At 64.9% G+C, this 26,964-nt stretch carries 27 protein-coding genes and 1 pseudogene; 20 read left to right on the top strand and 8 right to left on the bottom strand.

From position 1 onward, the window contains the following. Nucleotides 1-61: 61 nt before the first annotated feature. Both MJ205_RS04685 and MJ205_RS04680 read left to right on the top strand, forming a co-directional pair. Nucleotides 62-898, top strand: coding sequence for an META and DUF4377 domain-containing protein (locus MJ205_RS04685; RefSeq protein WP_239811401.1), 837 nt, complete (start codon nucleotides 62-64; stop codon nucleotides 896-898). Nucleotides 899-1,248: 350 nt separating this feature from the next. Further along, entirely contained in the window at nucleotides 1,249-2,529 is a 1,281-nt protein-coding gene (locus MJ205_RS04680) for an MFS transporter (RefSeq protein ID WP_239811400.1), read from the top strand. A 20-nt stretch (nucleotides 2,530-2,549) separates the two neighbouring features. Here MJ205_RS04680 and MJ205_RS04675 read toward each other — a convergent pair whose 3' ends face one another. Then, the gene (locus MJ205_RS04675) at nucleotides 2,550-3,458 is read right to left on the bottom strand and encodes an MBL fold metallo-hydrolase (RefSeq protein WP_239811399.1); all 909 of its coding nucleotides are present in this window, start codon (nucleotides 3,456-3,458) and stop codon (nucleotides 2,550-2,552) included. A gap of 89 nt (nucleotides 3,459-3,547) precedes the next feature. Here MJ205_RS04675 and MJ205_RS04670 point away from each other — a divergent pair, with 89 nt between their 5' ends. From MJ205_RS04670 to MJ205_RS04640, 7 genes and pseudogenes are all read left to right on the top strand, one after another. Further along, nucleotides 3,548-3,871 carry an ArsR/SmtB family transcription factor gene (locus MJ205_RS04670; RefSeq protein WP_239811398.1) on the top strand — a complete coding sequence of 108 codons (324 nt, stop codon included), beginning with the start codon at nucleotides 3,548-3,550 and terminating at the stop codon, nucleotides 3,869-3,871. 37 nt (nucleotides 3,872-3,908) lie between these two features. Continuing rightward, a pseudogene (locus MJ205_RS04665) lies at nucleotides 3,909-4,336 on the top strand (YeeE/YedE family protein). Between the two features lie 10 nt (nucleotides 4,337-4,346). Beyond that, nucleotides 4,347-4,760, top strand: coding sequence for a DUF6691 family protein (locus MJ205_RS04660; protein WP_239811397.1), 414 nt, complete (start codon nucleotides 4,347-4,349; stop codon nucleotides 4,758-4,760). Between the two features lie 73 nt (nucleotides 4,761-4,833). After that, entirely contained in the window at nucleotides 4,834-5,661 is an 828-nt protein-coding gene (locus MJ205_RS04655; protein WP_239811396.1) for a pseudouridine synthase, read from the top strand. Between the two features lie 57 nt (nucleotides 5,662-5,718). Next, a complete protein-coding gene (locus MJ205_RS04650) occupies nucleotides 5,719-6,984 on the top strand; it encodes an MFS transporter (protein ID WP_446715056.1) in 1,266 nt (421 codons plus the stop codon). A 127-nt stretch (nucleotides 6,985-7,111) separates the two neighbouring features. Beyond that, nucleotides 7,112-8,308, top strand: coding sequence for a M20 aminoacylase family protein (locus tag MJ205_RS04645; protein WP_239811395.1), 1,197 nt, complete (start codon nucleotides 7,112-7,114; stop codon nucleotides 8,306-8,308). Nucleotides 8,309-8,371: 63 nt separating this feature from the next. Next, the gene (locus MJ205_RS04640) at nucleotides 8,372-9,493 is read left to right on the top strand and encodes a TraB/GumN family protein (RefSeq protein WP_239811394.1); all 1,122 of its coding nucleotides are present in this window, start codon (nucleotides 8,372-8,374) and stop codon (nucleotides 9,491-9,493) included. A gap of 79 nt (nucleotides 9,494-9,572) precedes the next feature. Here MJ205_RS04640 and MJ205_RS04635 read toward each other — a convergent pair whose 3' ends face one another. The 3 genes from MJ205_RS04635 to ylqF all read right to left on the bottom strand — a co-directional run bounded on the left by MJ205_RS04635 (nucleotide 9,573) and on the right by ylqF (nucleotide 13,221). Beyond that, complete coding sequence (locus MJ205_RS04635; protein WP_239811393.1) at nucleotides 9,573-11,546, bottom strand: ATP-binding protein; 1,974 nt, start codon at nucleotides 11,544-11,546, stop codon at nucleotides 9,573-9,575. 39 nt (nucleotides 11,547-11,585) lie between these two features. Continuing rightward, entirely contained in the window at nucleotides 11,586-11,831 is a 246-nt protein-coding gene (locus MJ205_RS04630) for a hypothetical protein (protein ID WP_239811392.1), read from the bottom strand. A gap of 445 nt (nucleotides 11,832-12,276) precedes the next feature. After that, nucleotides 12,277-13,221: a ribosome biogenesis GTPase YlqF gene (ylqF, locus tag MJ205_RS04625; RefSeq protein WP_239811391.1), complete on the bottom strand. Its 945-nt coding sequence runs from the start codon at nucleotides 13,219-13,221 to the stop codon at nucleotides 12,277-12,279. A 70-nt stretch (nucleotides 13,222-13,291) separates the two neighbouring features. On the opposite strand from ylqF, the gene MJ205_RS04620 reads away from it, so the two are divergent. Both MJ205_RS04620 and MJ205_RS04615 read left to right on the top strand, forming a co-directional pair. Then, nucleotides 13,292-13,543, top strand: coding sequence for a hypothetical protein (locus MJ205_RS04620; RefSeq protein ID WP_021027316.1), 252 nt, complete (start codon nucleotides 13,292-13,294; stop codon nucleotides 13,541-13,543). Beyond that, nucleotides 13,540-13,767 (top strand): oxidoreductase-like domain-containing protein, encoded by a 228-nt coding sequence (locus tag MJ205_RS04615; protein ID WP_239811390.1) that lies wholly within the window; start codon nucleotides 13,540-13,542, stop codon nucleotides 13,765-13,767. The genes MJ205_RS04620 and MJ205_RS04615 overlap by 4 nt, the downstream gene beginning before the upstream one ends. A 22-nt stretch (nucleotides 13,768-13,789) precedes the next feature. Here MJ205_RS04615 and MJ205_RS04610 read toward each other — a convergent pair whose 3' ends face one another. The 3 genes from MJ205_RS04610 to MJ205_RS04600 all read right to left on the bottom strand — a co-directional run bounded on the left by MJ205_RS04610 (nucleotide 13,790) and on the right by MJ205_RS04600 (nucleotide 18,969). Next, complete coding sequence (locus tag MJ205_RS04610; RefSeq protein WP_239811389.1) at nucleotides 13,790-16,165, bottom strand: FUSC family protein; 2,376 nt, start codon at nucleotides 16,163-16,165, stop codon at nucleotides 13,790-13,792. 177 nt (nucleotides 16,166-16,342) lie between these two features. Then, complete coding sequence (gene gshA / locus MJ205_RS04605) at nucleotides 16,343-17,875, bottom strand: glutamate--cysteine ligase (RefSeq protein WP_239811388.1); 1,533 nt, start codon at nucleotides 17,873-17,875, stop codon at nucleotides 16,343-16,345. A 176-nt stretch (nucleotides 17,876-18,051) separates the two neighbouring features. Continuing rightward, on the bottom strand, nucleotides 18,052-18,969 hold the full coding sequence (locus MJ205_RS04600) for an SDR family NAD(P)-dependent oxidoreductase (protein ID WP_239811387.1): 918 nt from the start codon (nucleotides 18,967-18,969) through the stop codon (nucleotides 18,052-18,054). A gap of 370 nt (nucleotides 18,970-19,339) precedes the next feature. On the opposite strand from MJ205_RS04600, the gene MJ205_RS04595 reads away from it, so the two are divergent. From MJ205_RS04595 to tolA, 9 genes are all read left to right on the top strand, one after another. Continuing rightward, nucleotides 19,340-19,630, top strand: a complete 291-nt coding sequence (locus tag MJ205_RS04595) for a 2Fe-2S iron-sulfur cluster-binding protein (RefSeq protein WP_239811386.1) — start codon at nucleotides 19,340-19,342, stop codon at nucleotides 19,628-19,630. A 166-nt stretch (nucleotides 19,631-19,796) separates the two neighbouring features. Then, on the top strand, nucleotides 19,797-20,918 hold the full coding sequence (gene ribBA, locus MJ205_RS04590) for a bifunctional 3,4-dihydroxy-2-butanone-4-phosphate synthase/GTP cyclohydrolase II (RefSeq protein ID WP_239811385.1): 1,122 nt from the start codon (nucleotides 19,797-19,799) through the stop codon (nucleotides 20,916-20,918). A gap of 3 nt (nucleotides 20,919-20,921) precedes the next feature. Further along, a complete protein-coding gene (gene ribH, locus MJ205_RS04585) occupies nucleotides 20,922-21,383 on the top strand; it encodes a 6,7-dimethyl-8-ribityllumazine synthase (protein WP_239811384.1) in 462 nt (153 codons plus the stop codon). Then, nucleotides 21,380-21,916: a transcription antitermination factor NusB gene (nusB, locus tag MJ205_RS04580; RefSeq protein WP_230771410.1), complete on the top strand. Its 537-nt coding sequence runs from the start codon at nucleotides 21,380-21,382 to the stop codon at nucleotides 21,914-21,916. Before ribH ends, nusB begins: the two co-directional genes overlap by 4 nt. 149 nt (nucleotides 21,917-22,065) lie before the next feature. Further along, nucleotides 22,066-23,250, top strand: a complete 1,185-nt coding sequence (locus MJ205_RS04575) for a pyridoxal phosphate-dependent aminotransferase (protein WP_239811383.1) — start codon at nucleotides 22,066-22,068, stop codon at nucleotides 23,248-23,250. A gap of 102 nt (nucleotides 23,251-23,352) precedes the next feature. Continuing rightward, a complete protein-coding gene (gene ybgC, locus MJ205_RS04570) occupies nucleotides 23,353-23,766 on the top strand; it encodes a tol-pal system-associated acyl-CoA thioesterase (protein WP_239811382.1) in 414 nt (137 codons plus the stop codon). After that, a complete protein-coding gene (gene tolQ / locus MJ205_RS04565) occupies nucleotides 23,763-24,461 on the top strand; it encodes a protein TolQ (protein WP_133858039.1) in 699 nt (232 codons plus the stop codon). The genes ybgC and tolQ overlap by 4 nt, the downstream gene beginning before the upstream one ends. Before the next feature lie 17 nt (nucleotides 24,462-24,478). Next, nucleotides 24,479-24,913, top strand: a complete 435-nt coding sequence (locus MJ205_RS04560; RefSeq protein ID WP_133858040.1) for an ExbD/TolR family protein — start codon at nucleotides 24,479-24,481, stop codon at nucleotides 24,911-24,913. Between the two features lie 11 nt (nucleotides 24,914-24,924). Further along, nucleotides 24,925-26,094, top strand: a complete 1,170-nt coding sequence (tolA, locus tag MJ205_RS04555; RefSeq protein WP_239811381.1) for a cell envelope integrity protein TolA — start codon at nucleotides 24,925-24,927, stop codon at nucleotides 26,092-26,094. 121 nt (nucleotides 26,095-26,215) lie between these two features. Here the strand turns inward: tolA and MJ205_RS04550 are convergent, their stop codons facing one another. Then, nucleotides 26,216-26,941 carry an SDR family NAD(P)-dependent oxidoreductase gene (locus MJ205_RS04550; protein WP_239811380.1) on the bottom strand — a complete coding sequence of 242 codons (726 nt, stop codon included), beginning with the start codon at nucleotides 26,939-26,941 and terminating at the stop codon, nucleotides 26,216-26,218. Between the last annotated feature and the right edge of the window lie 23 nt (nucleotides 26,942-26,964).

Genomic DNA, 26,964 nt, shown 5'->3' with positions numbered 1-26,964 from the left:
GTTTGCGTTCACCCACTGCAGCGCGCGCCCAGTGCGCTGCCTCTAATAAGGAAAACTTCATATGCAACGTTGGAAACTGATGAGCCTCAGCGCCGCGGCTGCCATGGCCCTGGCCGCCTGCAGCAGCAACCCATCGTCCACGCCTGCGGCACCTGCCCCAGGCAGCACCGCACCCGCCATGAACGCATCCTCCGCTGAAAAGACCCTGCAGGCCTACCACTGGGATCTGGAGCGTGCCGAAGACCAATCCGGCCGCCCACTGCCTGCCTTCACCGCATTGGCACCGAAGAAGGTGCTGCGCCTGGGCTTCAGCGGCGATGCCAAGACGGCGCACCGCGTGAGCATTGGCAACCTCTGCAATGTCATGGGCGCTGGCTACCAGCTCGATGGCGACAAGATCAGCATCACCAACCCGATCGGCACAATGATGGCCTGCGAGCCACCCCTGATGCAGCTGGAGCAAGCGGTGAGCGCACAGATCACGCGCGCCGAGAGCCTGCGCATCAGCCAGGACAACAACGCACCGCGCCTGACCCTGCAGTTCAACGATGGCAGCCGCTGGCTGTTGAAGTCGGTGCCCACCAACGAAACCAAATATGGTGGCGCGGGTGAGACCATGTTCTACGAAGTCGGCCCCCAGACCAAGCCATGCAACCACGGCGTTGCCAAGGGCGTGCAATGCCTGCAGGTGCGCGAGCTGCGTTATGACAGCAATGGCCGCAAAACCGTGGCCGGCGATTGGCAGCATTTCTACGGCAACATCGAAGGCTACCAACACGAACCCGGCTACAGCAATGTGCTGCGTGTGAAGCGCTACACCATTGCCAACCCGCCTGCCGATGCCTCGCGCTACGCCTACGTGCTGGACATGACCGTCGAGACCGCCAAGGCCCCCTGATGGGGCAAGCGAGTGCTGCTGACAGCGCTCGCTTACTCACCTGACATGGAGGTTTGGCAGCCCGCAGCTATCGCAGGTTGAAAGCGTCAAGCTCCATCTTCATCCCCCGCCCCCAGTCGCCCAACAGCGGTGACTGGGGGTTTGGTTTTTGCAGGCCGCATTGATTGGCGCGATGCCTGCACCACAACGCCCGCACATCCATGCCCCGCTTTTGGGCATGGCCTGCTTGCCGCATGGATAAGCCCAACTCTTATATAAGAGTTGGGCAGGCATGGCAGAATGGCGCCACAAACACCTATAGCCACTCAGCGGTTGCAGCAGCTGTATCTCTGCAGGCTGCGCCCCACTCCATGCCAGCGACCACTCACCCTGCCCCTCCGCCGCTGCTGCGCGACCAGCACAGCGGCTTTCTTATTTTTTTGATAGCGCGGGTCTTCGCTGTCGGCGCCACCCAGATCCAGGCCGTGGTCGTGGCCTGGCAGGTCTATGACCTCACGCGCAACCCCATGGCGCTCGCCTTTGTCGGCCTGGCGCAGTTCATTCCGATGCTGCTGCTGCTCTTGCCTGCAGGCGAGCTGATTGACCGGCTGCCGCGCAAGAAGGTGCTGGCCACCAGCTGGGCGCTGGGCAGTGTCTGCAGCGCGCTGCTGCTGTGGCTGTCGGGCCATGGCAACGCAGGGGTGGCCGGCATCTATGCGGTGCTGGTACTGTATGGCGCCACACGGGCCTTCTCGGGCCCGGCGCTGCAAAGCCTGTTGCCGCAATTGGTGCCGATGGCGCTGTTGCCCAAGGCCATCGCCACCAACAGCGTGGTGATGCGCTGCTCGGCCATTGGCGCGCCGATGCTGGGCGGGTTTTTGTATGCGGCTGGCGGGGCGGTGTGGACCTATGGCGTCTGCATGCTCGCATTTGCGATCGGCACCGGGCTGCTGCTGCGCGTCAAGGTGCTGTATGCGGCACCCAAGGCCGCCACCGAGCCGGGCGCTGCACGCGACACGATCTGGCAGCGCTTTGGCGCGGGCATCCGCTTTATCTTTGGCCGCCCCATGGTGCTGGGCACCATCTCGCTCGACCTGTTCGCTGTGCTGCTGGGCGGCGTGGTGGCACTGCTGCCCATTTATGCCCATGAGGTGCTGCACACCGGCCCCGAGGGCCTGGGCCTGCTGCGCAGCGCCATGGCCATCGGCGAAGTTTGTGCAGGCCTTTACCTGAGCAGCCGCCCCTTTGGCACCCACGTGGGCCGCCGCATGATGCTGGCGGTGGCCGTGTTTGGCATCGCCAACCTGGTGTTCTCGCTGTCGCACTGGCTGTGGCTGTCCTGCCTGGCGCTGGCCATCGCCGGCGCTGCGGACATGGTCAGCGTCTATGTGCGCGGCTCGCTGCTGCAATTTGCCACACCCGACAACATGCGCGGCCGGGTCAACGCGGTCAACATGCTGTTCATCGGCTCGTCCAATGAGCTGGGCGAATTCCGCGCTGGCAGCAGCGCCGCCCTGCTGGGCGCCGTGCCCGCTGCGGTGGCGGGTGGTCTGTGCTCGCTGGCGGTGGTGGCGTTGTGGACGCGGCTCTTTCCCAGCCTGTGGAAGGTGAACCGCTTCGAAGATGCGCAATACCAGTCTGCGGGCCGCTAAGACCGGACGCCACTGCCCCCTCAGAGCGCATCGACCGGCAGCTTGAGAAAACGCCGGCCCTGTGCATCGGCATCGGGCAGGCGGCCTGCGCGGATATTGACTTGCACCGAGGGCAGCATCAGCTGCGGCATCGCCAGGGTTGCATCGCGCGCCTCGCGCATCGCCACAAAGGCCGCCTCATCCACGCCATCGTGCACATGGATGTTGTGCGCACGCTGCTCGGCCACCGTGCTGCACCAGGCAGCGGCACGGCCGGCAGGCGGGTAATCATGGCAAACATACAGAGTCGTTTGCGGCGGATGCGCCAGCAGCCGGCCAATGGACTGGTAAAGCGCACGCGCATCACCGCCGGGAAAGTCACAGCGCGCAGTGCCCACATCGGGCATGAACAAGGTATCGCCCACAAAAATGGCGGCCACTGCACCTGCAGCCTCTACCGCATAGGCCAGGTCCGCCGGGGTATGGCCAGGCACACCGAGCGCGCGGATGCGGGTTGCGCCCAGCGCCAGCACATCGCCATCGCTGAGCAGGCAGTCAAAGTCAGCGCCTTGCGGGGCAATGCAGTCTTCCATGCCATAGATACCGCCAAATACCTTCTGCACCTGCGTGATCTGACGGCCAATGACCACCGGCGCGGCGATGCGCACTGCCCCTGCGGGCATTCGTGTGCGCAGCCACTGCGCGGCAGACAGGTGGTCGGCATGCGCATGGGTTTCCAGCACCCAGCGCAAGGTCAATTGCTCGGCATCCAGGTAGTCAGCAAGGCGCTGGGCCGATGCCGTGCTGGTACGGCCACTCTTCGCATCAAAGTCCCAGACCGGGTCGATGACGGCGGCCTCACGGCTGGCCGCATCGTGCAGCACATAGCTGACGGTGCCGGTCACTGCGTCAAAAAAGGCCTGAACACCAAAAGAAGTGGCAGAGTGCATGGTCAAACACATTCACACAAAACAATATATCTTTTAATATAATAAAAACCACCCTGTTCGGCAAGCCCGCTGTACCAAGTCTTCTGCCCATGTCTGTAAATACCAAGGCCGCCCCTTCCCCAGAGGCCATGCGCGAGGCCGCGCAGCATGCCGTATCCGCCCTCAAGCTGCTCGGCAATGAAGACCGCTTGCTGCTGCTCTGCCACCTCAGCCAGCGCGAATGCTGCGTCAGCGATATGGAGGCACAGCTGGGCATTCAGCAACCGACCTTGTCGCAGCAACTGGCGGTGCTGCGGCGAGAGAACGCGGTCAGCACCCGGCGCGAGGGCAAGAACATTTTTTACCAGGTGGCCGATGCGCGCCTGCTGGCGCTGCTGCAGACACTGTATGCACAGTACTGCCCGGCAGCCTGAGGCGGCGCCTTCACCCTCGTCTCCAGAAAGCCTTCCTATGTCGATCGATCTGTCTGCCTTTACGCCCTGACCGCCCTCGCTGGCGGTGCCTTGATTGGCCTGGCTGCCGTGCTGCTGGTGCTGTTCAACGGCCGCATTGCCGGTATCAGCGGCATCGTGGGCGCGCTGCTGCCACCGCGCCCCCAGCGCGGCGCCTGGCGCCTGGCCTTTGTGCTTGGCTTGCTGGCGGCCTCTTGGCTTTACCAGTGGTTTGCACCGCTGCCAGCGGCCGCCAGCCCCGCCGCTTGGCCGCTGCTGGTGCTGGCCGGCCTGCTGGTGGGCTTTGGCACGCGCCTGGGCTCGGGCTGCACCAGTGGGCATGGCGTTTGCGGGCTCTCGCGCCTGTCGCTGCGCTCCCTGGTTGCCACCTTGGTCTTCATGGCCACCGGTTTTGCGACGGTGTATGTGGCGCGCCATGTTCTGTAAGGAGAGAACGATGACTATCATGATGGCAGCCCTCGCAGGCCTGGTCTTTGGCCTGGGCCTGCTCGTGTCCGGCATGGCCGATCCGCAGAAGGTGCTGGGTTTTCTGGATATTGCCGGCGCCTGGGACCCTTCATTGGCGCTGGTGATGGGCGGCGCAATCGCACTGGGGTTGCCCGGTTTTGCACTGGCCCGCAGGCGCAGCCGCAGCCTGCTGGGCGCGCCCATGCAATTGCCCGCGCGCCAGACAATAGATGCCCCGCTGCTGTTCGGCTCTGCGCTGTTTGGCATTGGCTGGGGCCTGGCCGGCTACTGCCCCGGCCCGGCGCTGGTGGGCACGGCGGCGGGCCTGGGTTCCGCAGCGATTTTCAGCTTGGCCATGCTGGCAGGCATGCTGTTGTACGGGCTGTGGTCAAACCGGTCTTGAAACCCAGCCACTATAAAATCCATAGCTGAACACCCCAGCACCATCGCTCCACCTTCCCCCTCCCCGCGCTCCCATGTCTCTCGCCATCGACCCTGCTGTTGCGCATGCCCATGCCCAGGACTGCCCCCTGCCCGTGTTGTGGCGCGACGAGCATCTGGTGGCCATCTACAAGCCCGCCGGATGGCTGGTACACCGCACGGGCCTGGATGCGGGCGAGATGCGCTTTGTCGTGCAGACCCTGCGCGACCAGATGGGCCAGCATGTGTTTCCGCTGCACCGGCTCGATAAGGGCACCTGCGGCGTGCTGCTGCTGGCGCTGCATGCCGAGGCAGCCAGCCGCACGCGCCGCCAGTTTGAAAACCACCAGATGGACAAGCGCTACCTGGCCATGGTGCGCGGCTGGGCGCCGCTGCATGCGGAGGTGGACCACGCACTGCGCCCCGACGATGCCCCGCAAGACGCGCCCGCCCAGCCGGCCCAGACCCGCTTTGCGCGCCTGGCCACGCTGGAGCACCCCGAGGCTTACGATGGCCGCTTTGCCGGCACGCGGCTGTCCTTGGTGCAGGCCGAGCCACTCACCGGGCGCCGCCACCAGATCCGCCGCCACCTCAAGCACATCGCCCACCCCATCATTGGCGATGCCACGCATGGCAAGGGGCCGCTGAACCGCTGGTGGGCCGAGCGCCTGGGCCTGCAGCGGCTGTGGCTGCATGCCTGGTCGCTGTCCTTGCTGCACCCCTACACGCAGGCGCCGTTGCATATCGACAGCGGACTGCACTGGCCGAACGCAGAGCCGGCAGCGGGCACCTCCGAGCCGCAGTCTCACCCCAGCCTGCAGCAATGGCAGGCGCTGCTGCGCAGCCCGGACTGGTTGCACGACGACCCGGGAATGGCGCGATAGCCGCTGCGCCAAGACCAAGGGCGCACATTGTTTTTCTGATGCGCGCACACTCACGCTGTGCAAAATCAACGAACAACAACTTCTCCCGCCCGCCCCGGCACAGCCGCTTCCGCCACAACGCTCAGCCCTGCCGTGCTGCTGCTGATGGCCACCGCCTGCGGCCTGTGCGCAGGGGCCAATTACTTCAACCAACCGCTGCTCAACTCCATCGCCCATGCGCTGCAGGTGAGCGAGAGCACGGCCGGCATTCTGGTCACCTGCGCCCAGGTGTCGTATGCCATCGGCCTGCTGTTTCTGGTGCCGCTGGGCGATATGCTGGAGCGCCGCAAGCTGACCGTCGGCCTGATGCTGCTGGCCGCGCTGGGCCTGCTGGTCAGCGGGTTTGCCGGCCTGATGCCCTCGCCCTTCATCGCGCTGGTGCTGGGCACCTTGGTGACCGGCCTGTTCTCGGTCGCCGCCCAGGTGCTGGTGCCGATGGCCGCCAGCCTGGCGCCGCGTGAATCGAGTGGCCGCGCCGTGGGCCTGGTGATGAGCGGCCTGCTCACCGGCATCCTGCTGTCACGCACCGTTGCCGGTCTCCTGTCGGCCGTGGGGGGCTGGAGCCTGGTCTACAAGGTCGGCGGTGTCGCGATGGTGCTGGTGGCGCTGGCTCTGTACCGGGTGCTGCCCAAGGTGGCGCATAGCGGCGCACGCCTGCCCTATGGCCAAGTGCTGGGCAGCATGGCCACGTTGATCCGCACGCAGCCCCGCCTGCGCACCCGCACCTTGCTGGGGGGCCTGGCCTTTGCGTCGGTCAGCGTGCTGTTTTCTACGATGGCCTTGATGCTCGGCGGCCCGGAGCACGGTTTGAGTGATTCGTCGATCGGCCTGATTGGCCTGTCCGGTGTGGCCGGTGCGTTGATGGCCAATGCCGCAGGCCGGCTGGTCGACAAGGGCCTGGAGCGCCCGACCACCGCCTTCTCGGTGCTGCTGCTGGTCGTCAACTGGGCGCTCTTGTGGTACAGCCAGCACTCCGTATTTCTGTTCATCGCCGGCATGCTGGTCATCGAGCTGGCGCTGCAAGGCACCCATATCTGCAACCAGAACGTCATCTACCGGCTGGCCCCCGAAGCGCGCTCGCGCATCAATGCCTGCTATATGACGGGCTACTTCATCGGCGCATCGGCTGGCTCGGCCATCGGCGCCTGGGCCTGGCACCACGGCGGCTGGACGGGCGCCTGCATCGCCGGCGCGGTGCTGGCCCTGCTCAATGTGGCGGCCTTGCTGGCGGACCGCAGGCTGTCCCATCCGGGCGCAACGGCATCCCCGGCCAGCGCAGCGTGAAGACTCGCCTGCGACTGTCCGTTCGGCCATGTTGCCGGCAAGCGCTGGACTGATACGAGGACAATGGTAGGCTTGCAGTCCCTGCATGGCGGTCCGTCGCCGCCCGCATCGATACGAGAGAGAGACCATGTACCTCGACCAGCAACAAGCCCCCAATATCAACCAGCTCACCGCATTCCGCCGCGATCTGCACATGCATCCGGAGCTGAAGTACGAAGAGAACCGCACCGCCGACAAGATCGCAGCCTATCTGACGGCGCTGGGCATCCCGATGGTGCGCGGCCTGGGCACCACCGGCATTGTGGCCAGCATCCATGGCCAGGGGCGCGATGCCAGCAACCCCGGGCCTGCCATCGGCATCCGTGCCGACATGGACGCGCTGCCGGTGCAGGAGACCAACCAGTTCGGCCATATCAGCCAGTACCCGGGCCGCATGCATGCATGCGGGCATGATGGCCACACGACGATGGTGATGGGTGCGGCCGAGCTGCTGGCCGGCCAGCGTGATTTTGACGGCACCGTGCACCTGATCTTTCAACCCGGCGAAGAAGGCGGTGCCGGCGCCCGCGCGATGATGAACGACGGGCTGTTTACCCGGTTTCCCTGCCAGGCCGTGTTTGCGCTGCACAACTGGCCCGCTCTGCCGCAAGGCCAGATGGGGGTGCGCGTGGGGCCGATCATGGCGGCCGCGCTGCGCTTTGAGATTGTGGTGCGCGGCCGGGGCGGCCATGCGGCCCTGCCCCACACCACGGTGGACCCGATTCCGGTCGCCTGCTCCATCGTCGGCCAGCTGCAGACCCTGGTCTCGCGCGGCACCGATCCGCTCGATGCGGCCGTGCTGACCGTCGGCAAGATCGAATCCGGTACGGTGGAGAACATCATCCCGGATGAGGCGCGCATCTATGGCACCTGCCGCAACCTGACCCTGGCCTCGCAGCAGTTCCTGATCGATGGGCTGCACCGGGTCTCCAGCCACATCGCCGAGGCGCACTTTGCCAGCGCCGAAGTCATCATCAAACCCGGCTACCCCAACACCACCAACCACCGCAAGGAAGCGCTCTTCATGGGCGAGGTGATGCGCGAGATGGTGGGCGCCACCCATGCCCACACCGACGTGCTGCCGGCCATGACGGCCGAGGACTTTGGCTTCATGCTTGAAGAAGTGCCCGGTGCCTATGGCTGGATCGGCAATGGCGCCGATGGCCAGCCTGGCGTGGGACTGCACAACCCGGGCTATGATTTCAACGACAACAACATCGCCCTGGGCGCCAAGTTCTGGGATCGCCTGGCACGCCGCTGGTTCGATACCCAGGCGCAGCGCTAAGGTCCCATCGCTGCAAGGGCGCGCACATCCGCAAGCCCTTGCGGCCATGATCTGGAGCCCGTTTTGCAGCGTTCAGCCACCCTCTCGCCCCTCCCCCACCGCCGCGCACGCGGCCTGCGCCTGCTGCCGCCGCTGCTGCTGGGCCTGGCCTTGCTCGCCGGCGGCCATGCCGCCCAGGCCCGCACGCCGGCAGCAAGCTCGGCCACGCCAGCACCGCAGCTGGCACCAGCGGACAACCCCTCGTGCCCGGCGCCAGCCGCCAAAGATCCTGCGGTCTACCAGGCGGAATCGCGCGAGCCCCACCCGGACCGGGGTGTGCTGTGGGAACTGCGCAAAGGCGATGATCTCGCCTATCTCTGGGGCAGCATCCATGTGGGCCAACTGCCCTGGATCTTTCCCGGCCCGCGCACCGCGCAAGCGCTGCGCGCAGCCCCCGCGATTGCGCTGGAGCTGGACCCGCTGGACCCCGCCACCCTGAAGGCGCTGACCGAGGCGATGCGCGAAGACAATGACCGGCAAAAGCTGGTCATGCGCCAGAACCCCGAGCTGCAGACACGCATGGGCCGCATGGCCTTCGAATCCTGCGTGGACCAGACGACCTGGCACACCAATGCCGCCACCCTGGCCCGTCTGATCGCGCTGGGCATGCAGGACATTGCGCGCAGCGGCTACCACCCGGCCTACGGCATCGACCTGAACCTGGCAGCGATGGCGCATGCCGTCGGCAGACCGGTGCAGGCGATCGAGACGGCGCAGGAGCAGTTGCTGGCCATGGGCCTGGGCGGCGGCGGGGTGCCCGCGCAGCTGGCCACGCCCGATGACATCCGCAAGGCGCTGAACGACATCGACAGCGGCAAGAACCGTCAGGTCGCCCAGCAGCTCGCGACCTATTGGGAAAGTGGCGACCTCGCTGGCCTGCAGCAGCTGATGCAGGACTGCCAATGCCTGGGCGACGTGGGCATGCAAGCGGCGCTGCTCGATACCCGCAACCAGCGCATGGCCGAGCGGCTGCCAGCGATGATTGCCGCGCAGCCCAAGCTCTTCATCGCGGTGGGCATGCTGCATATGGTGGGTGACAACAACCTGCTGCAGCTGCTGCAAAAGCAAGGCTTTACGGTGCGGCAGTTGACGGGCAAGGGAGCCGATACTGCAGCCGTTGCCGGCACGCCAGCCAAGGCCCGGTAAGCGCAGACCAGCGCCCATAAAAAACGCCACCTGCTTTGCAGCGGGCGGCGTAAAAACATCTGCGTCAATGCTGGCGTACTCAGGCCATGTGGGGGCGCTGATCGTGCGTGGCCAGCATCTCTGCATAGGGCTCCAACACCCATTTTTGTTCGGCAGCGTCCGGGATCTGCGCCGCACTGGCGAGCACCACCTGGCCATGCTCGGCACACAGCTGCGCCATCGCGGCCGGGCTGATCAGGCCCTCCCGCAGCAGCAAGGCGGTCATTGCCATCAGCAAGGCGTTGTGCTGCACCAGCAGATCCTGCGCACGCAGCATCTGCGCTTGCAGCAAGGCTTCGATACCGGTATTGGTGGGTGCCACTTCGGTATTGGTGTTGTCGCCCGGCTCCTGGGCCACATCGGTGCGCGACAGGCGCGCACCAAAACCCAGGTGGCGCAGATAGCGTGCCGCGTCCGCCGTGGCCTGCCGGATGTCCTGCTCGGCGCCCGTGGTACAGGCCTCCTGGCCGAACACATGGCGCTCGGCCGCACGGCCGGCCAGACCCACGCAGACCATGTCCAGCATATTGCGCCGCGAGGTGGCCTGTAGCTCGGTAAAGCTGTTGTAGCCGCCTTCGAAGGTCGCGATATTGATCTTGAGCTCCTGCGGGGTGCGGCCAAACAGCAGCGCATAGACAAGACCGTGGCCCGCCTCATGCACCGCCAGCAGCGCGCGGAAATCCGCGCTGGTGCGCTGCTTGACCTTGTTCAGATCCAACGGCACCGCAAAGCACTGCTGCAGCACCTCGGGCGCATCCGGCAGCGCCAATTGCACCTGCAGCTGGGCCGCGCCAGCGGCCATCTGCACCTGCAACGGCTGGCCGGCCTGCGCGCCCTGCTCCAACGCCCACAGCGCCGCATCCACCAGCGCACTCGAGAGGATCGTGTGCACTGACGAGAACAGCGGCCGCGTCCCCTGGGTGGGGAAGACGGCGTTCTGGTAGATCTGCGCCAGCACATCGTGGCCGATGACAAAGCGCAGCCCGCAGTTGGCCTCGATGCCCTGCACATAGTTGTGCACCGTGGTCGCAATCAGCTGCTCGTAGGCCGCACGGCTGAACGACGGGTAGATTACATGCTGGTTGCCCAGCCGCGCGATCTGCTCGGGCTTGAAGCGCTCGGCCAGCGCACGCTTGACATCGATCAGCGACAAGCGGCTGGTGAGCCGGTGAAAAATGTCGGCGTCGGTGTCGCAGTCCTCGACGCGGCTGGCCGTCTCCGTGTACATCTCATCGAGGTTGCCACAGACAAAGACCAGCAGCTTGCTGTAATCGGTCTCCCAGGATTGCTGGGAGCTGCGAAACTGGATCAGCAATTGGTGAATGTAGTCATTGCTCCACTGCATGATCTCGAGCAACGGCGCATCGAGCTTGAGGCTGCGCTTGAGTGCCTGCGCGTCCCAGGCATCGATCTTGTAGCGCATCTTCTGCTTTTTGTGCCGCTCCTGCGCATCGTCCTCGTCGGCCCGTTCGGCGTCGTAGAGCGCGTCCGCCAGCTTGCGCTCGATGCTGTGCAACTCCGACAAGGCAGGCGGCAGCTTGCCATCCGACAACAAGGCCCAGACATCCTGGTAGCGCTCGACCTTGCTGTCATCGCCACGGCTGCTCACCGTGCGGTAACGCTGGAACTCATCGAGCACCAGGATGCCGGGCGCAGCTTCCACCAGCCCGGCACTCTCGAGCGTGCCGGAGATGGTCGATGCGCCATAGCTGTCACCGTTCTGGCTGAAGCCGTCCATCTGGACTTCGACAAAGCGATCATAAAAACCCAGCAGCTGCGCCAGGCGGCGCGTCAGCTGGGTCTTGCCCGTGCCTGTCAATCCCCACAGGCACACGATCACGGGGCGGGTAATGAGCTGGGGCATCACATACCAGGCGCGCACAGCGCCCGTCACACGGTCAATCACGTCATCAATACCGATCAATTCGGTTTTCAGCTGGGCCGCAATGGCCTGCAGGTTTTGCTGACGCTCATGCATCTGTACGCGAAGCAATAGCTCCGGGGAGGTTTTCATTTCTTTCATCTGATGGTTCTCTTCATCCGGCGCGGCCGCTCAATCCCCGCAGTCGGCGCGGCGCGTCATCTGTTGCAAGGCCATCCGGTCGGCACGGCGCTGGGCGCCTTGGCTGCGGATGTGCTTGCCCGCAGCGCCGGACAGACGCCGCTGGGCCATGGCCTTGGCAACAGGGTTGAAAGGAGTGGCATCGGCCACGATCAGCAACGCAATTGGTTGCTTCATGCGGCGCAAGGCCTTGACCCGGCCCTCTTCAAAGGCGCGGGAAACAGTTTTTGCACTCATCTGTGCGGTTCCTCAGGGGCCCCGCGCGCCAATGGCCTGGTGGCTGGCGCAGCAAAACCCCAAAACAAAAAGCCCCGGCGCAGTAGCCAGGGCTTTTGTCGATCCCGGCTGCAGTGTGCAGGCGGCGATCTGGGCCAAGGCTAAACCATATGAACATGGTTTAGCCGGGGCAGAAACCGTGTTCAGTGGAGAGGGTTGAACATGAAACAGGACATAGCAAAAACTCCCAATGGTGCGCTGCAGAAGGTCGTTCGTTACTGCAGCGATAAGAAGACGAAGGGTGGACTATAGCGGTAATTTGTTAATTACGCAAGCCCCATATGCAGACTGTTGCATAAAACTGACCGCCAACCGCTGGCTTCGGCCTCTTTTGCGCGGCTTTTTGCGCATAAAACGCGGCAACGCGTCAACGGCGGCCAAAACCGCCGCTGGAGCGATACGCGGATTAGTAGCGCTTGCGGCCAGCCTTGCGGTGCTTGGCGTGCTCGGCCTTCTTGGCCTGCTGCAAGGCCTCGGCCGCCTCGCCGGCCGCGCGCCATTGCTCAAACTCTGCCGGGGTCTCCACCGTGATGCGGCCCAGCATCTGGGTGCGAAAGTCGGTGATCAGCAGCTCAGCCGCCTTTTGCATGTTGATGCGCCCGCCGCTCATCACTGCGCCGCGCTTCTTGCCAATCAGCGTCAGCAGCTCGTCATCCGCGAGCGCCGCCATTTCCTCGTCACTCAGGCCCAGCTTGTAGCGCTCGTCCAGCTGGCGCGCATAGTGCTTTTGCAGGTACAGCAGCAACTCCAGCGCCACCAGCTCGTCGTCATAGGCATTGCGGCCCACCGACCCGCAGGCAGCGAGGTTGTAGCCCGACTCCGGCACGATGATCTTGGGCCAGAGCATGCCGGGGGTGTCCCAGAGGTAGAAGTCATCGGCCAGCACAATGCGCTGCTCGTCCTTGGTCACACCAGCCTCGTCGCCGGCCTTGGCCTGGCCCTTGCCGCTCATGCTGTTGATCAACGTGGACTTGCCCACATTGGGCACGCCGCAGATCAGCACACGCATGGGCTTGGCCAGGCCGCCGCGCCCGGGCGCCAGCTGGCGGCAGGCTTCCACCAGGCGCTTGGCCGGAGCCGGCTCGCTGGCATCGAGCGGCAAGGCCTTGGTTTCGTGCTGGGCCTCGTACCAGGCCACCCATTGCGCGGTGCGGCTGGCATCGGCCATGTCCTGCTTGTTGATGATCTTGAGCGTCGGCTTGTGGCCGGTCAGCTCGGTCAGCGCCGGGTTGGCGCTCGATCCTGGCATGCGCGCATCCAGCACCTCGATGACGACATCGATGTCTTTGATGCGCTCGGCAATCAGCTTGCGCGTCAGGTGCATATGCCCGGGGAACCATTGGATACTCATACTCTTGCTTTCGGGGGGAATGGCAGGCAGGCGGTGCGCAGGCAGGCGCGCTGTGCCGGATAATGCTGCCATGTCTTCTTTATCTCAACGCCAGTGGGATGCGCAGCGCAAATCCGATCAGGACCTGCTCATCAAAGGCATCATCTTGGTCTTGATAGGGCTGGTGATCGTGGTCTCGCCCTATGTCGCTCAGGGCGATATTGTGCAGGGAGTTTTCGCCAAGGCGCCGGCAGTGGGTTGGTTTTCCCTGGTATTGGGCGCGGCTTTTGTGCTGCGCTTTGGCCTGCGCCGCAAGGCCGTGCCACCCCGGCCCGAGCAGTGAACACTGCCCTTCCCAGCATCCAGCCACTGAGCAGCTTGCGGCAGGCACGCCAGTGCTTTGCCGCGCTGCAGGCCAGTGCCAGCGCGCGGCAGATCAGCCTGCGCGAGCCGCCTGCAGCGCCCACCACCTGCTGCGGCCGGGGCTGCAATGGCTGCGTCTGGGAAGGCTTTTTTGCGGCGGCGATGTACTGGCAGGAATGCGCGCTGGAAGCGCTGCAGCCCTAACGCCGCTGGTCCGCTAGAACCCTCAGGTCGATGAGGCCTGCGCAGGCTCGGCCTGCACAGGAGGCAAGGTCTCCTCACGCGCCAGCAACTGGCGGATCTGCGCTGCATCCTGCTGCAGCTGGCCGGCCAGGATGCGCGCAGTAGCCAGGCGCCGCATCAGCCAGGGAATGAGCTGGTCGCGGTCTTCGGGGCCCGGCACACGCTCGGGCGCCGGCATCTTGGCGGGGCGCTGGGCCTCGCCTTCGACAACGGCCGGTTGCTGAGGCGCCTGCAGCAGGCAGGCGTCGATGGTGGCCGCCGTGTCCTTGAGCTGCTGCACCGCAAACGGCGAGGGAGTCTGACCCCGGCGCATCATCAGCATGATCTTGACCGAGGACATCTGGCCCAGCAGCTGGTAGCAATGGGCCTGGAACAGCTCCAGCGCCTGCAGCGGTGGCTGCACGGCGCGCGGCTCCTTGAGCGAACGGTCCACGGCCTGGATCAGTGCAGACAGGCTGTCGTAGGCCTCGCGCCGGGCCAGGCGCCAGGCCAGCTCGGGGGCATTGTCGACGGCCTGCAGCTGGTCCACCGCCAGCGAGGTGCTCGCATGCGCCGCCTGGGCCTTGAGCACGCGCTGCACCAGCGCCGGCAGCTGCGAGCGCTCCCAGGACGGCAGCACGTAGGCGAAGGCCCAGGCAATGCCGGTGCCGATCAGGGTATCGACCACGCGCTCGAACATATGGAAGGTGGTGCTGCCACCGGCATGCAGCATATGGGCCTGCACCAGGCCCAGCACCGTGGCGCCCATCGCGGTGAACAGGTAACGGCGCAGCGCAAAGCCGTGCGACACGCCCTGGGCCAGGGTCAGGCACAGAATCAGGCCCAGCGGTGACAGATGCGCCGACAGAATGGCCAGTGCCGCTACGCAGCCCAGCAAGGTGCCCAGCACCCGCACCGTGCGCCGCTCCAGGGTCTGCGCCAGGCTGCCGCGCAGCACCACGACAATCGTCAGCAGCACCCAGTAGGCATGGGCATTCCAGGGCAGGACCTGCACGACCAGGTAGCCCACCGCAATGGCCAGCGCCGCACGGATCGCATGGCGCAGCGGAGGCGCATCCCAGCTCATCAGTCCCTTGAACGGCGTCCAGGACCAGGCAGTGGGGCTGACAAACATCTGCCAGCTGGCGCGCACCACGGCCAGATCGGGCTCGATCTCGTCGCGGCCCAGGCCGATCAAACGGTTGACCTCTTCATGGATGCGCACAATGCGTTCGCTCAGCTCACGCGACAGCGCCTGGGGCGACACATCCGTGTCGTAGTGGTCGGGCAGCGATTCCTCCAGCCGCTGGGCCGGCAGCTGGCTGGCCATCTGCATCGGGCGCAGCAAGGCATCCAGATTGCTCATCGGCCGGGGCTTGCGGCCCAGCAGCAGGCTGTCGGCCAGGTGCACCACCTCCATCGCCAGCGCACGCAGCATGGCCTGCTGGGCCAGCAGCATCGGCGCCTGCTCGGGCGCCTTGCGCAAATGCTCCAGATCCAGCTCGCAGGCCAGCAGGTGGTCGCGGATCTCCAGCATCTGCATCAGCATGCCGGCCAGGCGCTGGCGGCGTGGCGTGCGCGGGCTCTCCAGCACAATGTCGCGGGCGGCCTGCAACTGGTCTGCAAAGGCCGCGTGCCGGGCCATCAACTGGCCCATGTGCTGCAGGGGTGCACTCCCCCGCGAGAACTTGCCAAAATTGCGGTCCGCCAGGTTGTCGCCATAGGCCTCGCCGTCGACCGTCTCGCCTTCCAGGCCGACATGGCGGGCCGCCTCGGGCAGCACCATGCGGGCCTGCTCCAGCATCAAGGCAGCGAGCGACAGCACGGTATCGGCAATGAACTGCACGCGGTAGCGGAAATTGAGCAAGGTGTTGGCGATGACCGCATACACCAGGAACATGCCGGCACCGATGCTGAAGAACATCGTCGATTCGGCCGCTGCGGCCAGCAGCTGCCCCTCGGCTGGCTTGGGCACCGACATGCCCAGCACCATGGCCAGCACCACCGCAATCGCAATCGGCGCACCGCGCTTGCCCCAGGCCATCCACAAAAAGCCCAGAAAGGTCGACACCACGGCCACCAGGCCCAGCAGCACCAGGTGCTGGTGCATCAACTGCACCATGAAAAACAGCGGCGCGCCCAGCAAGGGCGCGGGCAGCATGCGCCAAAACTTGCCCCGGCGCGGGGCCGGATTGTCGACGACGATGGTGACGATGACCCCAACCGAGGCCGCCGCCGCATGCTGGGTGCCCCAGATCAGTTGCACCAGGGTTGTGACCAGAAAGAGGCCCAGCGCCACTTCCAGCCCGTTGAGCACATAGTGGTTGAGCAGGCCACGCTTGAAGGTGCGCCAGCTGCGGTCGGAAGAGAAATGCGCCATGGAACAACAATACGAGAAATCAATACCGAATGATGTCGGACAAATGATAGCCAACGCGGGAAGCTATCAAATCAGAAGCACCCAGACTCATGCAAACGTTTGCATTCTGACCGCATCCGCTGCGGTATGCCAGCCACAAAAAAGCCCGCATCAGCGGGCTCTGGGGCAGCAGACCGGTCAGGACACGACCAGGTGCTCAGGCGACATATAGCACTGGCGCCATTCCTCAAACGGACCCGTGTCGGCCGCTTCCATGTCTCTTTGGGCCTGGATCGATTCGGCCGCCCGCTGCTGGTACTTGGCTGTCAGTGCATCGTTCCAGGGGCGGGCCAAGGTCTGCTCGCGGGCCCATTGCGACTGGGCAGCGCCAAAGGCCTTGAACGAGGCGCCGAACTGTTCGCTGACCGCCGCCAGCACCTGGGCCGAGGGTGTTTGCTCAGGGTGGGCCAGCAGATGCTGGGAGTGCTTGAGCGCCTGGCTGTAGTCGGTGGTGCCATGGGCCTGGTCCAGCGCCGCGGCAATCGGCTGGCAGGCTTGCAGAACCTCCTGGGCCCAGTCGGTCAGCAACACCTCCTTGCCTTGGCGCTGCAGGTGCAGGCCAGGCTCGCGGCCGCGCTCGGCCACCATGTGCTGGTTGTGCTTCATCTCGGCGATTTCAGCCGGCGAATCGGGCGGGCTGTCGCTCAGCAGGCAGTGCAGCAGGAAGATGTCGAGCAAGCGCATGGTGGGGGCGGAGATGCCCATGCTGTCGAACGGATTGATGTCCATCAAGCGCACTTCGACGTATTCAACCCCACGCTCGCGCAGCGCATGCAGCGGGCGCTCGCCGCGCTGCACGGTGCGCTTGGGGCGGATGGTGCCGTAGAACTCGTTCTCGATCTGCAGCAGGCTGGTGGCCAACTGGTTGTACTCGCCACCGGGATTGAGGATGCCCACCTTTTCATAGGCCGGGTAGGGCTGGGTCAATGCACCGTAGAGCGAATCGGCATAGCCCTTGAGGTGGTTGTAGCTGACGTTGATGGATGCCTGGGCATCGCTCTGGTAACCCAGGCGCCCCATGCGCAGCGAGGTGGCATGCGGCAGGTGCAGCGCGCCCTGGCCGTCGCCCAACGGCTGCAGCTGGTGCGGGCGGCCCTGCACGAAACAGGGACAGAGCACCGGCGAGGCACCAAAGAGGTAGAGCAGCAAAAAGGCCTGGCGGCGGAAATTGCGGATCAGTCCGAAGTATTCCTCACTGCCGACGCCGGGCAGCGACCAGTTGTAATGGATGCCCGAGATGGTCTGCATGCGGCGGCCATAGCGGTGGCCCAGGCCCATGCGGTAGATGCTTTTGGAGCGGCCGATGTGCGAGGTGCCGAAACGGCCCAGCGGAATGTTCTCATCCGACGGCAGCGAGCAGGGCATGCTCGAGATCCACAGGCGCTCGTCGTTGGTCAGCAGCACCTGGTAGACGTACTGGTGCACCTCGGCGAGCTCGTCGAGGCAGGCCTGCACCCCTTGGTGCACGCCGGTGATGATCTCGATCTGCGACTCGCTGAAATCAGTCGTGATGCTGCTGTGCGTGAGCGCCGAGCCCAAGGCAGCCGGGTGCGGCGTGAGGGCCAGCGCGCCGTCATCGTTCACGCGCAAGCCTTCTTTCTCGATGCCGCGACCCATCTGCAGCAGGCGCTGCGCGCCAATGGCATCAATACGTTGTTGGATATGGTTCATCTGCGTTGTTCTTGTCAAAGCCGGGCTGCACGATAGCAGGTTGCCCGGCGACTGGCAGAGTATTGCACGCTCAGCCTGACCGGCCTTCGGGATTTAACCCAGGGACTGACGCATGCCCCGGCAAGTCATAGTAAGAAGCTGTTGCAATCGCGCTATCTGTTGCTTTATGCGCAAGCTCAGTGCAGCTTTTGCTGTGCCTTGCGGATTTCCAGATCGCCTTGCACAAAACCGTTGTCCGGCACGATGTCGCCGCGGCGGTCGGTCAGCTCGGCCCACTGCTGGGCCAGGTGGCTGTCCATCTCATCCACCGGCACACTGTCGGCGCTCAGGTGGACCCCGCGTGTCATCGTGATGTGCGCGGCCTCGAAACTGCCCGCGCCCGCGCAGACAATGGCCCGTGTCGGTGCGCTCTCGTGCACCAGGGCCAGCATCGCGGGGCTGACCAGCTCGGGCCGCAGCGCACGCAACATCTCGGGCGCCAGCAGGCCATCGGTCATGCGCGTGGCAGCCGTCGGCGCCAGCGCATTCACATGGATGTTGTACTTGGCCCCTTCCAGCGCCAGGGTCTGCATCAGGCCCACCAGCGCCATCTTGGCGGCGGCATAGTTGCTCTGGCCAAAGTTGCCGAACAGGCCCGACGACGAGGTCGTCATCAAGATGCGGCCATAGTTGGCCGCCTGCATATGGGACCAGACGGCCTTGCAGCAGTGCACGCTGCCCATCAGATGCACTTCCAGCACCGCGCGGAAGTCGTCCATCTCCATCTTGGCAAAACTCTTGTCGCGCAAGGTGCCGGCATTGTTGACCAGCACATCCACCTGGCCCCAGCGTTCCATCACCTGGGCAACCATGGCCTGCACGGCCGGCCAGTCGGTCACCGAGGCATGGCTGGCCATGGCGATGCCGCCCAGCGCCTCAATCTCACGCACCACTTTTTCAGCGGCGGACGAGTTGCCCTGGCCATCCACCGCGCCGCCCGGGTCGTTGACCAGCACCTTGGCCCCGCGCCGGGCCAGCGCCAATGCATGTTCACGCCCCAGCCCGCCGCCGGCCCCCGTCACAATCGCTACCTTGTCGCTGAAATCCAGACCCATACATTCGCACCTTTACGCCATGCGGGCGCTTTTGGCGCCCAATATTGGAAGAGGCCTGCTGCCTCTGATGCATTCGCACTGTACGTGTTCACATTTGCTTTGCACGGCGCTTGGGCGACAGACGCGGGGGAGACAACGCCGGCCGAGGCCGGCTACACGCTAGGGTTATCCCGAAAATGGCTGAACAACCATGTGGATAAGTGGCCATCGCGGGCCATTTAACCCGCTAAGCCCATGTTTTTATTAGCCACGTGTTACATTGCCCGCAATTTCAGCAAAACTGGCCTCATCCTTGCTTTCCAGCATCCATGCTTACCACACATGGCTGGGCAGCTATGCTTTTGATACAGGCCCGACTTTCCACACCGCCATGCCCATCACCCCCGAGCTCTACAACGCCCAGATCGACAACGAAGACATCCAGGTCGATGCCTGGGCAGATACGCCGCTGCTGCAGTCGCTGGAAGAAGGCGGCGTGGACTGGCCCAGCTCCTGCCGCAATGGCACCTGCCGCACCTGTGTCGGCCGGCTCAAATCGGGCAGCGTCCACTATGAGATCGAGTGGCCCGGGCTCAGCGCCGAGGACAAGGAAGCGGGCTGCGTCCTGCCGTGCGTGGCCTATCCGGATGGCAATGTCGTGCTCTTGCGCGGCGAATACTGAGCGCTGCCCGACAGCCAGGCTCGGCCGCAATTGACCCGGCACGCTACTCCCCAGAAGCGGCAAAGCCGCCCAGCAGGGGAGCAGCTGGTCTAAAATTGGGGTTTTTACTGTCTGACCTGCTGCAGATCTGCGGCCAGACATGACACAAGTTCTTTAAAGGCATTCCATGAGCAGCCCCCTGATCCCTGCGCCGATCTCTCCGGTGGAGGACATTGTTGCCGAGATGCGCGCTGGCCGCATGGTCGTTCTGGTCGATGAAGCCGACCGCGAAAACGAAGGTGACCTGGTACTGGCGTCCGACCATGTCACGCCGGAAGCCATCAACTTCATGGCCAAGTGGGGCCGGGGCCTCATCTGCCTGACCTTGACCCGCGAGCGCTGCGAGCGCCTGCAGCTGCGCCAGATGACCGCCAACAACGGTGCGCCGCTGTCCACCGCGTTCACCGTCTCCATCGAGGCGGCCGAAGGCGTGACCACCGGTATTTCCGCCGCCGACCGCGCCCGCACCGTACAGGCTGCGGTGGCACCCAATGCCCAGGCCAGCGATCTGGTGCAACCTGGCCATATCTTCCCGCTGCAGGCAGTCGATGGCGGCGTGCTGATGCGTGCCGGCCATACCGAAGCCGGTTGCGACCTGGCGCGCCTGGCAGGCTGCTCGCCCTCCTCCGTCATCTGCGAAGTGATGAAGGACGACGGCACGATGGCCCGCCTGCCCGATCTGCAGCTGTTCTGCGCAGAGCATGGCATCAAGATCGGCACCATCGCCGACCTGATCGAATACCGCAGCCGCCACGAATCGCTGGTCGAGCGCATCAGCAGCCGCCCGCTGCAAACGGCGCATGGCGAGTTCACCGCCCACCTCTACCAGGACCATGCCAGCCACGCCGTGCACATGGCCCTGGTCAAGGGCAGCGTGCAGGCCGACAGCGATGTGCCCGTGCGTGTGCACGAGCCCCTGTCGGTGATGGACCTGCTCGAGACCGGCCGCGCGATGCACAGCTGGACCCTGGACGCCAGCCTGGCCTACCTGCAGCAGCAAAGCTGTGGCGTCGCCGTGCTGCTCAACTGCAATGAAAGCGCCTCACAGCTGATCCGCCAGTTCGACGGCAAGGCACGCGCCGCGCAAGCCCCCGAGCGGGGCCGCATGGATCTGCGCACCTACGGCATTGGCGCGCAGATCCTGCGTGACTGTGGCGTGCAGAAGATGCGCCTGATGGGCGCGCCCCGACGCCTGCCCAGCATGGCCGGTTACGGGCTTGAGATCACCGGATACATCAACAAGGAATAACACATGTTTGGAGCAGAAAAAGGCAGCGCAGCAAACCTGGACGGCAGCGCGCTCGCCATCGGCATTGTGCAGGCCCGGTTCAACGAAAGCATCACCGACAGCCTGGCCCAGGCCTGCCTGCAGGAGCTGGCCGCGATGGGCGTGCAAGCCGAGAACATCCGCCATGTCAAAGTACCCGGCGCGCTGGAGGTGCCCATTGCACTGCAAGCCATGGCCGAATCCGAAGAATTCGATGCGCTGATCGCGCTGGGCTGCATCATCCGCGGCGAAACCTACCACTTTGAACTGGTGGCCAACGAATCGGGCGCAGGCGTCACGCGCATCGGGCTGGATTTCCAGATCCCCGTTGCCAACGCCATCCTCACCACTGAAAACGAAGCCCAGGCCATTGCCCGCCAGGTCGACAAGGGGCGCGATGCCGCCATCGTCGCCGTCGAGATGGCCAATCTGCTGAAAACACTATGAACGAAAACGACCAGAGCGAGTCCTCCTCCAGCCAGCGCCCTCCGCGCCAGGCCCGCAAGGGCCTTACCTCCACCGGCGCGCGCAAGGCTGCCTCCAAGTCCACCCGCAGCCGCTCGCGTGAGTTCGCGCTGCAGGCGCTTTACCAGTACATCCTGAGCGGCAACAGCGCCACCGAGATCGACCTGTTCACGCGCGACCTGGCTGGCTTTCACAAGGCCGATGCCGCCCATTACGACGCACTGCTGCACGGCTGCATCGAATCGGCCGAGCAACTCAATGCGCAGATCGTCCCGCACCTGGACCGCAAGATGGACGAGATCTCGCCCATCGAGCATGCCTGCATGTGGATTGGCGTCTATGAGTTCCAGCACTGCCTGGATGTGCCATGGCGCGTGGTCATCAACGAGAGCATCGAGCTGGCCAAGGAATTTGGCGGCACCGACGGCTACAAGTATGTGAACGCGGTGCTCAACGCGCTGGCCCCGAGCCTGCGCGCCGTTGAGGTGGCGGCCGACCGCAACAACGCTGCCTGATCGCGCTGACAACCGATGCCCATGCCTGCGCGCTGGCATCGGTTTTTTCTAGGGGCTTAGCCGCCGCCAGTTATACTTTTGATAGCACACTCTGTGCTGGCCCATATGCCGCCAACGCTGTGGGTGCCCTCTGATCCAAGCCGAAGACCATGAAAATCGCCACCCGAGCCGAGCGCATTGAGCCGTTTTATGTGATGGAGGTCGCCAAGGCCGCCCAGGCACTGGCGGCCCAGGTGGCGGGCAGCGCGGAGCCGATGATCTTTCTCAACATCGGCGAGCCGGACTTCACCGCACCAGCGCTGGTGCAGCAAGCCGCCGACCGCGCCATCCGCGAAGGCCGCACCCAGTACACGCCGGCGCTCGGGATCGAGCCTTTGCGCCAGGCGCTGTCCGATTGGTACCAGCAGCGCTTTGGCGTCGATGTGCCGGCGCGCCGCATCGTCATCACCGCCGGCGCATCGGCTGCCTTGCAGCTGGTCTGCCTGTCGCTGATCAACGCCGGCGACGAGATCCTGATGCCCGACCCCAGCTACCCCTGCAACCGCCACTTTGTCAGTGCGGCAGAAGGCCGGGCCGTGCTGCTGCCCACCACGGCCCAAGAGCGCTTTCAGCTGAGCGCCGACAAGGTGCAGGCCGCCTGGAGCGAACAAACCCGTGGCGTGCTGCTGGCCTCGCCCTCCAACCCCACCGGCAGCTCGATTGCGCCGCAAGAGCTGCGCCGTATCCATGAGGTGGTCAAGGCCCGCGATGGCGTGACCATCATCGACGAGATCTACCTGGGCCTGTCCTATGACGAGGCCTTTGGCCAGACCGCACTGGCGATCGATGACAACATCATCTCGATCAACAGCTTCAGCAAGTACTTCAACATGACCGGCTGGCGCCTGGGCTGGGCGGTGGTGCCCGAAGCGCTGGTGCCCGTGGTCGAGCGCGTGGCGCAGAACCTGTTCATCTGCGCCAGCACCATTGCCCAGCATGCGGCACTGGCCTGTTTTGCGCCCGAGAGCATGGCCGAGTACGAGCGCCGCCGCGCCGAGTTCAAGGCCCGGCGTGATTACTTCATCCCGGCGCTTGAAGCACTGGGCCTGCCCGTGCCGGTCGCACCCGATGGCGCCTTCTACGCCTGGGCCGACTGCAGCGAGGCTGCCAGGAAGCTCGGCGTTGAAGGCTCCTGGGACTTTGCCTATGCGGTGATGGAGCGGGCCCACCTGGCGATCACCCCGGGGCGCGACTTTGGCAGCCATGACACCGGCCGCTTTGTGCGCTTTTCCACCGCCAACTCGATGGAGCAGCTGCAAGAGGCCATTGCCCGGCTGCGCAAGCTGCTGGCCTGATGATGACCGCTGCGCGCCGCTCTCTGCCAGCATCCTCGCACGAGGATCCGCGCGGCACTGCGCTGTTTCTTCGTTATAGAGCCAATTTGAAAGGCTATATCCATGGCCTTTGAGTTCCCCATCCGCATTTACTGGGAAGACACCGATGCCGGCGGCATCGTCTTCTACGCGAACTACCTCAAGTTCATGGAGCGGGGCCGCACCGAATGGCTGCGCTCGCTGGGACTGGAGCAGCAGCGCCTGCGCGAGCAGGTCGGCGGCATGTTCGTGGTCAGTGAAGCGACTATCAAATATTTACAACCTGCTCGCCTGGACGATGAACTCATCGTCACCGCAGAACTCCAAGATGCGGGGCGCGCCTCCATGCAGATCACACAGCGGGTGCTCTTAAAACAGAAGCAACCAACAGATACACCTCAACTGCTGTGTGAGGGCACAATTCGTATCGGCTGGGTCGACGCTGTCAGCATGCGCCCGGCAAGAATTCCTCAAACCCTGATCCAAACCATCTCATGAATTCCCAAGAAATGTCCATTGCCAGCCTGGTCTTGCACGCCAGCTGGGTGGTGCAACTCGTGATGCTGATCCTGGTGGCCGCCTCGGTCGCCTGCTGGGCAACGATCCTGCGCAAGGTCGGCATGCTCAAAGCCATCAAGAACAAGAATGAGACCTTCGAGAGCGACTTCTGGTCCGGCTCCAGCCTCAACGAGCTCTACCAGAACGCGATGCACAACGTCAAAGCCTGCGGCCCGATGGAACGCATCTTTGCCAGCGGCATGCGCGAGTACCAGAAACTGCGCGAGCGCCACATCACCAACCCCGACACCTTGCTGGACGGCACCCGCCGTGCCATGCGCGCGAGCTTCCAGCGCGAGATGGACGAGATCGAATCGGGCCTGTCGCTGCTGGGCACGATCGGCTCCGTCTCTCCGTACGTCGGCCTGTTCGGCACCGTCTGGGGCGTGATGCACGCCTTCACCGGATTTGCCAGCATGGAGCAGATCACCCTGGCTACCGTTGCGCCCGGCATTGCTGAAGCCCTGGTGGCCACTGCGATGGGTCTGTTCGCGGCCATTCCCGCCGTGACCGCCTACAACCGCTTCTCCAGCGGCATTGACCGCATCGCCAGCCAGCAGGAAACCTTCATCGAAGAGTTCTCCAACATCTTGCAGCGCAACCTGGGCGCCCAGCCGCTGCACGCAGCGCACTAAATACAAAGGAAACAGCCATGCCGGCCGTAGCCTCCCGCGGTAAACGCAACCGCCGCACCGTCAACGAGATCAACATGGTGCCCTTCATCGACGTGATGCTGGTGCTGCTGATCATCTTCATGGTCACCGCCCCCATGCTGACGCCGGGCGCCATCAACCTGCCCAAGGCAGGCAAGAGCGAGCGCCCGCCCACCAAGAACATCGCCCATGTCCTGCTGGACAAGGACGGGTCGATCCAGCTCAAGACCGGCAATGTCACGCAGACCGTGGCCGCTGGCGATCTGGCCGACCGGGCCAAGGCCTGGCAAGCGGACAACCCGCCTGAGGACAGCGCGATGCTGATCGTGGCGGACAAGGACCTGACCTACCAGAAGGTGATCGATACGATGTCGACCCTGCAGAAGGCCGGTGTCAAACGTGTTGCCTTGCAAGTGGCAGGCGGCAGCCAGTAAGAAGAGTCGCCATGTCCCCTCGTCAAGAGCGCGATCAGCTTGCTCCACCCCGTCCACCGTCCCGGACCAAATCCTGGGCAGTGGCGACTGCCGCCCACCTGCTGGTGGTCGTCGCCCTGCTCTGGACCGTGCGCAACCCGCGCGACAGCGACCAGCCCTCGGTCGAGGCCGAGCTATGGGCGCCCACCAATGAGCAGGCTGCGCCCGCACCACTGACGCCGCCCCCACCGCCTCCGCCCGTGGCACCGCCACCACCGGCACCGGTGCCGCCGCCTCCCCCGCCCGCACCTGCCCCGGCCGTGACCACGCCCAAACCCGTGGCCGCCGTGCCGGACGAGGATGACCGCGAGTCCGAGATTGCGCTGCGCAAGAAAAAGGAGCAGGAAGCCAAGCAGCGCGAGCAAAAGGAGCGTGAACTGGCCCAGCGCAAGGAAGCCGAGCGCAAGAAACAGGCCGAGCAGGACAGGAAGGAGCGCCTGGAAGAAGAGCGCCAGGAACGCCTGCAAAAGGAAAAGGACGCCCGCGAAAAGGCCGAAAAGGCGGAGCGGGACCGCAAGGAAGCCGACCGCAAGAAGCAGGCCGAGCAGGACAAGAAGGACCGTCTGCAGAAGGAAAAGGACGCCCGCGAGAAGGCGGAGAAGGACAAGGCCGAACGCGAGAAGGCAGAAAAAGCCAAGGCAGAAGCCGACGCCAAAGCCAAAGCTGCAGCCGACGCGAAGGCCAAGGCTGCCGCCGATGCCAAGGCCAAGGCCGCGGCAGACGCCAAAGCCAAGGCCGCCGCCGATGCCAAGGCCGCCGAGGCCCAGCGCCAGGCCAATCTGGCACGTATGGCGGGCATGGCCGGTGCGGCAGGCGCCAGCGGCAGCAGCCAGGGCGGCTCGACCTCGGGCACCGCCAGCGGCCAGGGTGGCCCATCGGCCGGCTATGGCGGAAAGGTGGCCGCCAAGGTGCGCCCCAACATCACCTTCCCGGATGACATTCAGGGCAATCCGCGGGCCGAGCTGGAAGTGCGCGCCGCCCCGGATGGCACCATCGTGGGTGTGCGCGTCACCAAGTCCAGCGGCAACAAGGCCTGGGACGATGCCGTCGTCCGCGCCATGCACAAGACCGAGACCCTGCCGCGCGACACCGATGGCCGGGTGCCTTCCAGCCTGGTCATTGGCTTCCGCCCCAAGGACTGAAGACCTGTTCGTCTTCCTGAAAAAATGCCCTCGGCCACCTTGGCCGAGGGCATTTTTCCTTTCAAAGAGAGCGTGCAGCCACCGCCCTTGCGGGCGCCCGCCAGGGAAGGTGTTTACGCGCTCAGGTCACCATGTAGCCGCCATCGACCGGCAGCACCACCCCGGTCATGAAACTGGCCGCCGGCGTGCAGAGGAACACCGCTGCCTGCGCCACATCCTGCGGGGTGCCCCAGCGCCCCAGGGGCGTGCGCGCGAGGATGGGGCCTGAACGGGCCGGGTCGTCCTGCAGCGCCTGGGTCAGCGGCGTCGCAATCCAGCCTGGGGCAATCGCGTTCACCCGGATGCCGTCGGCCGCATAGGCAATCGCGAGCGACTTGGTCAGCTGGCCAATACCCCCCTTGCTGGCCGCATAGCCGGGCACCAGGCCGCCGCCGAAGAAAGTCAGCATCGATGCGGTGTTGACAATGCAGCCGCGCCGGGCACGCAGCTTGTCGCGCGTGGCGGTGCAGACCCGCATGGTGCCGGTCAGGTTCACCTCCAGCACGCGCTGGAAAACCTCCACATCGTGCTCCAGGCCGCGCTTGATGATGCCCGCGCAGTTGAAGACGATGTCGAGTTCGTCCAGATCGGCCAGCGCCCCATCCAGATCGGCCTGGCGGGTGACATCGGCCTGGCGCACTTCCACCCCGGCATCGAGCGTGCCGTCGCCGTCGCCCAGGCCCAGCGCAATCACACGCGCGCCCAGCGCGGCCAAATGGTTGGCAATCACCGCGCCAATGCCTTGGGTGGCACCAGCCACCAAGGCAGTCTTGCCTGTCAACAGGTCTTTCTGGTAGGTCGTAGTCATCACTCGCATCACTCGCTTGGGGC

Source organism: Comamonas sp. B21-038, assembly GCF_022387135.1.
In the GTDB taxonomy this organism is placed as follows: Bacteria; Pseudomonadota; Gammaproteobacteria; order Burkholderiales; family Burkholderiaceae_C; genus Comamonas; species Comamonas sediminis.
Note: the sequence above shows the minus strand (reverse complement) of the source record. Positions and strands in the feature narration are given on the sequence as shown.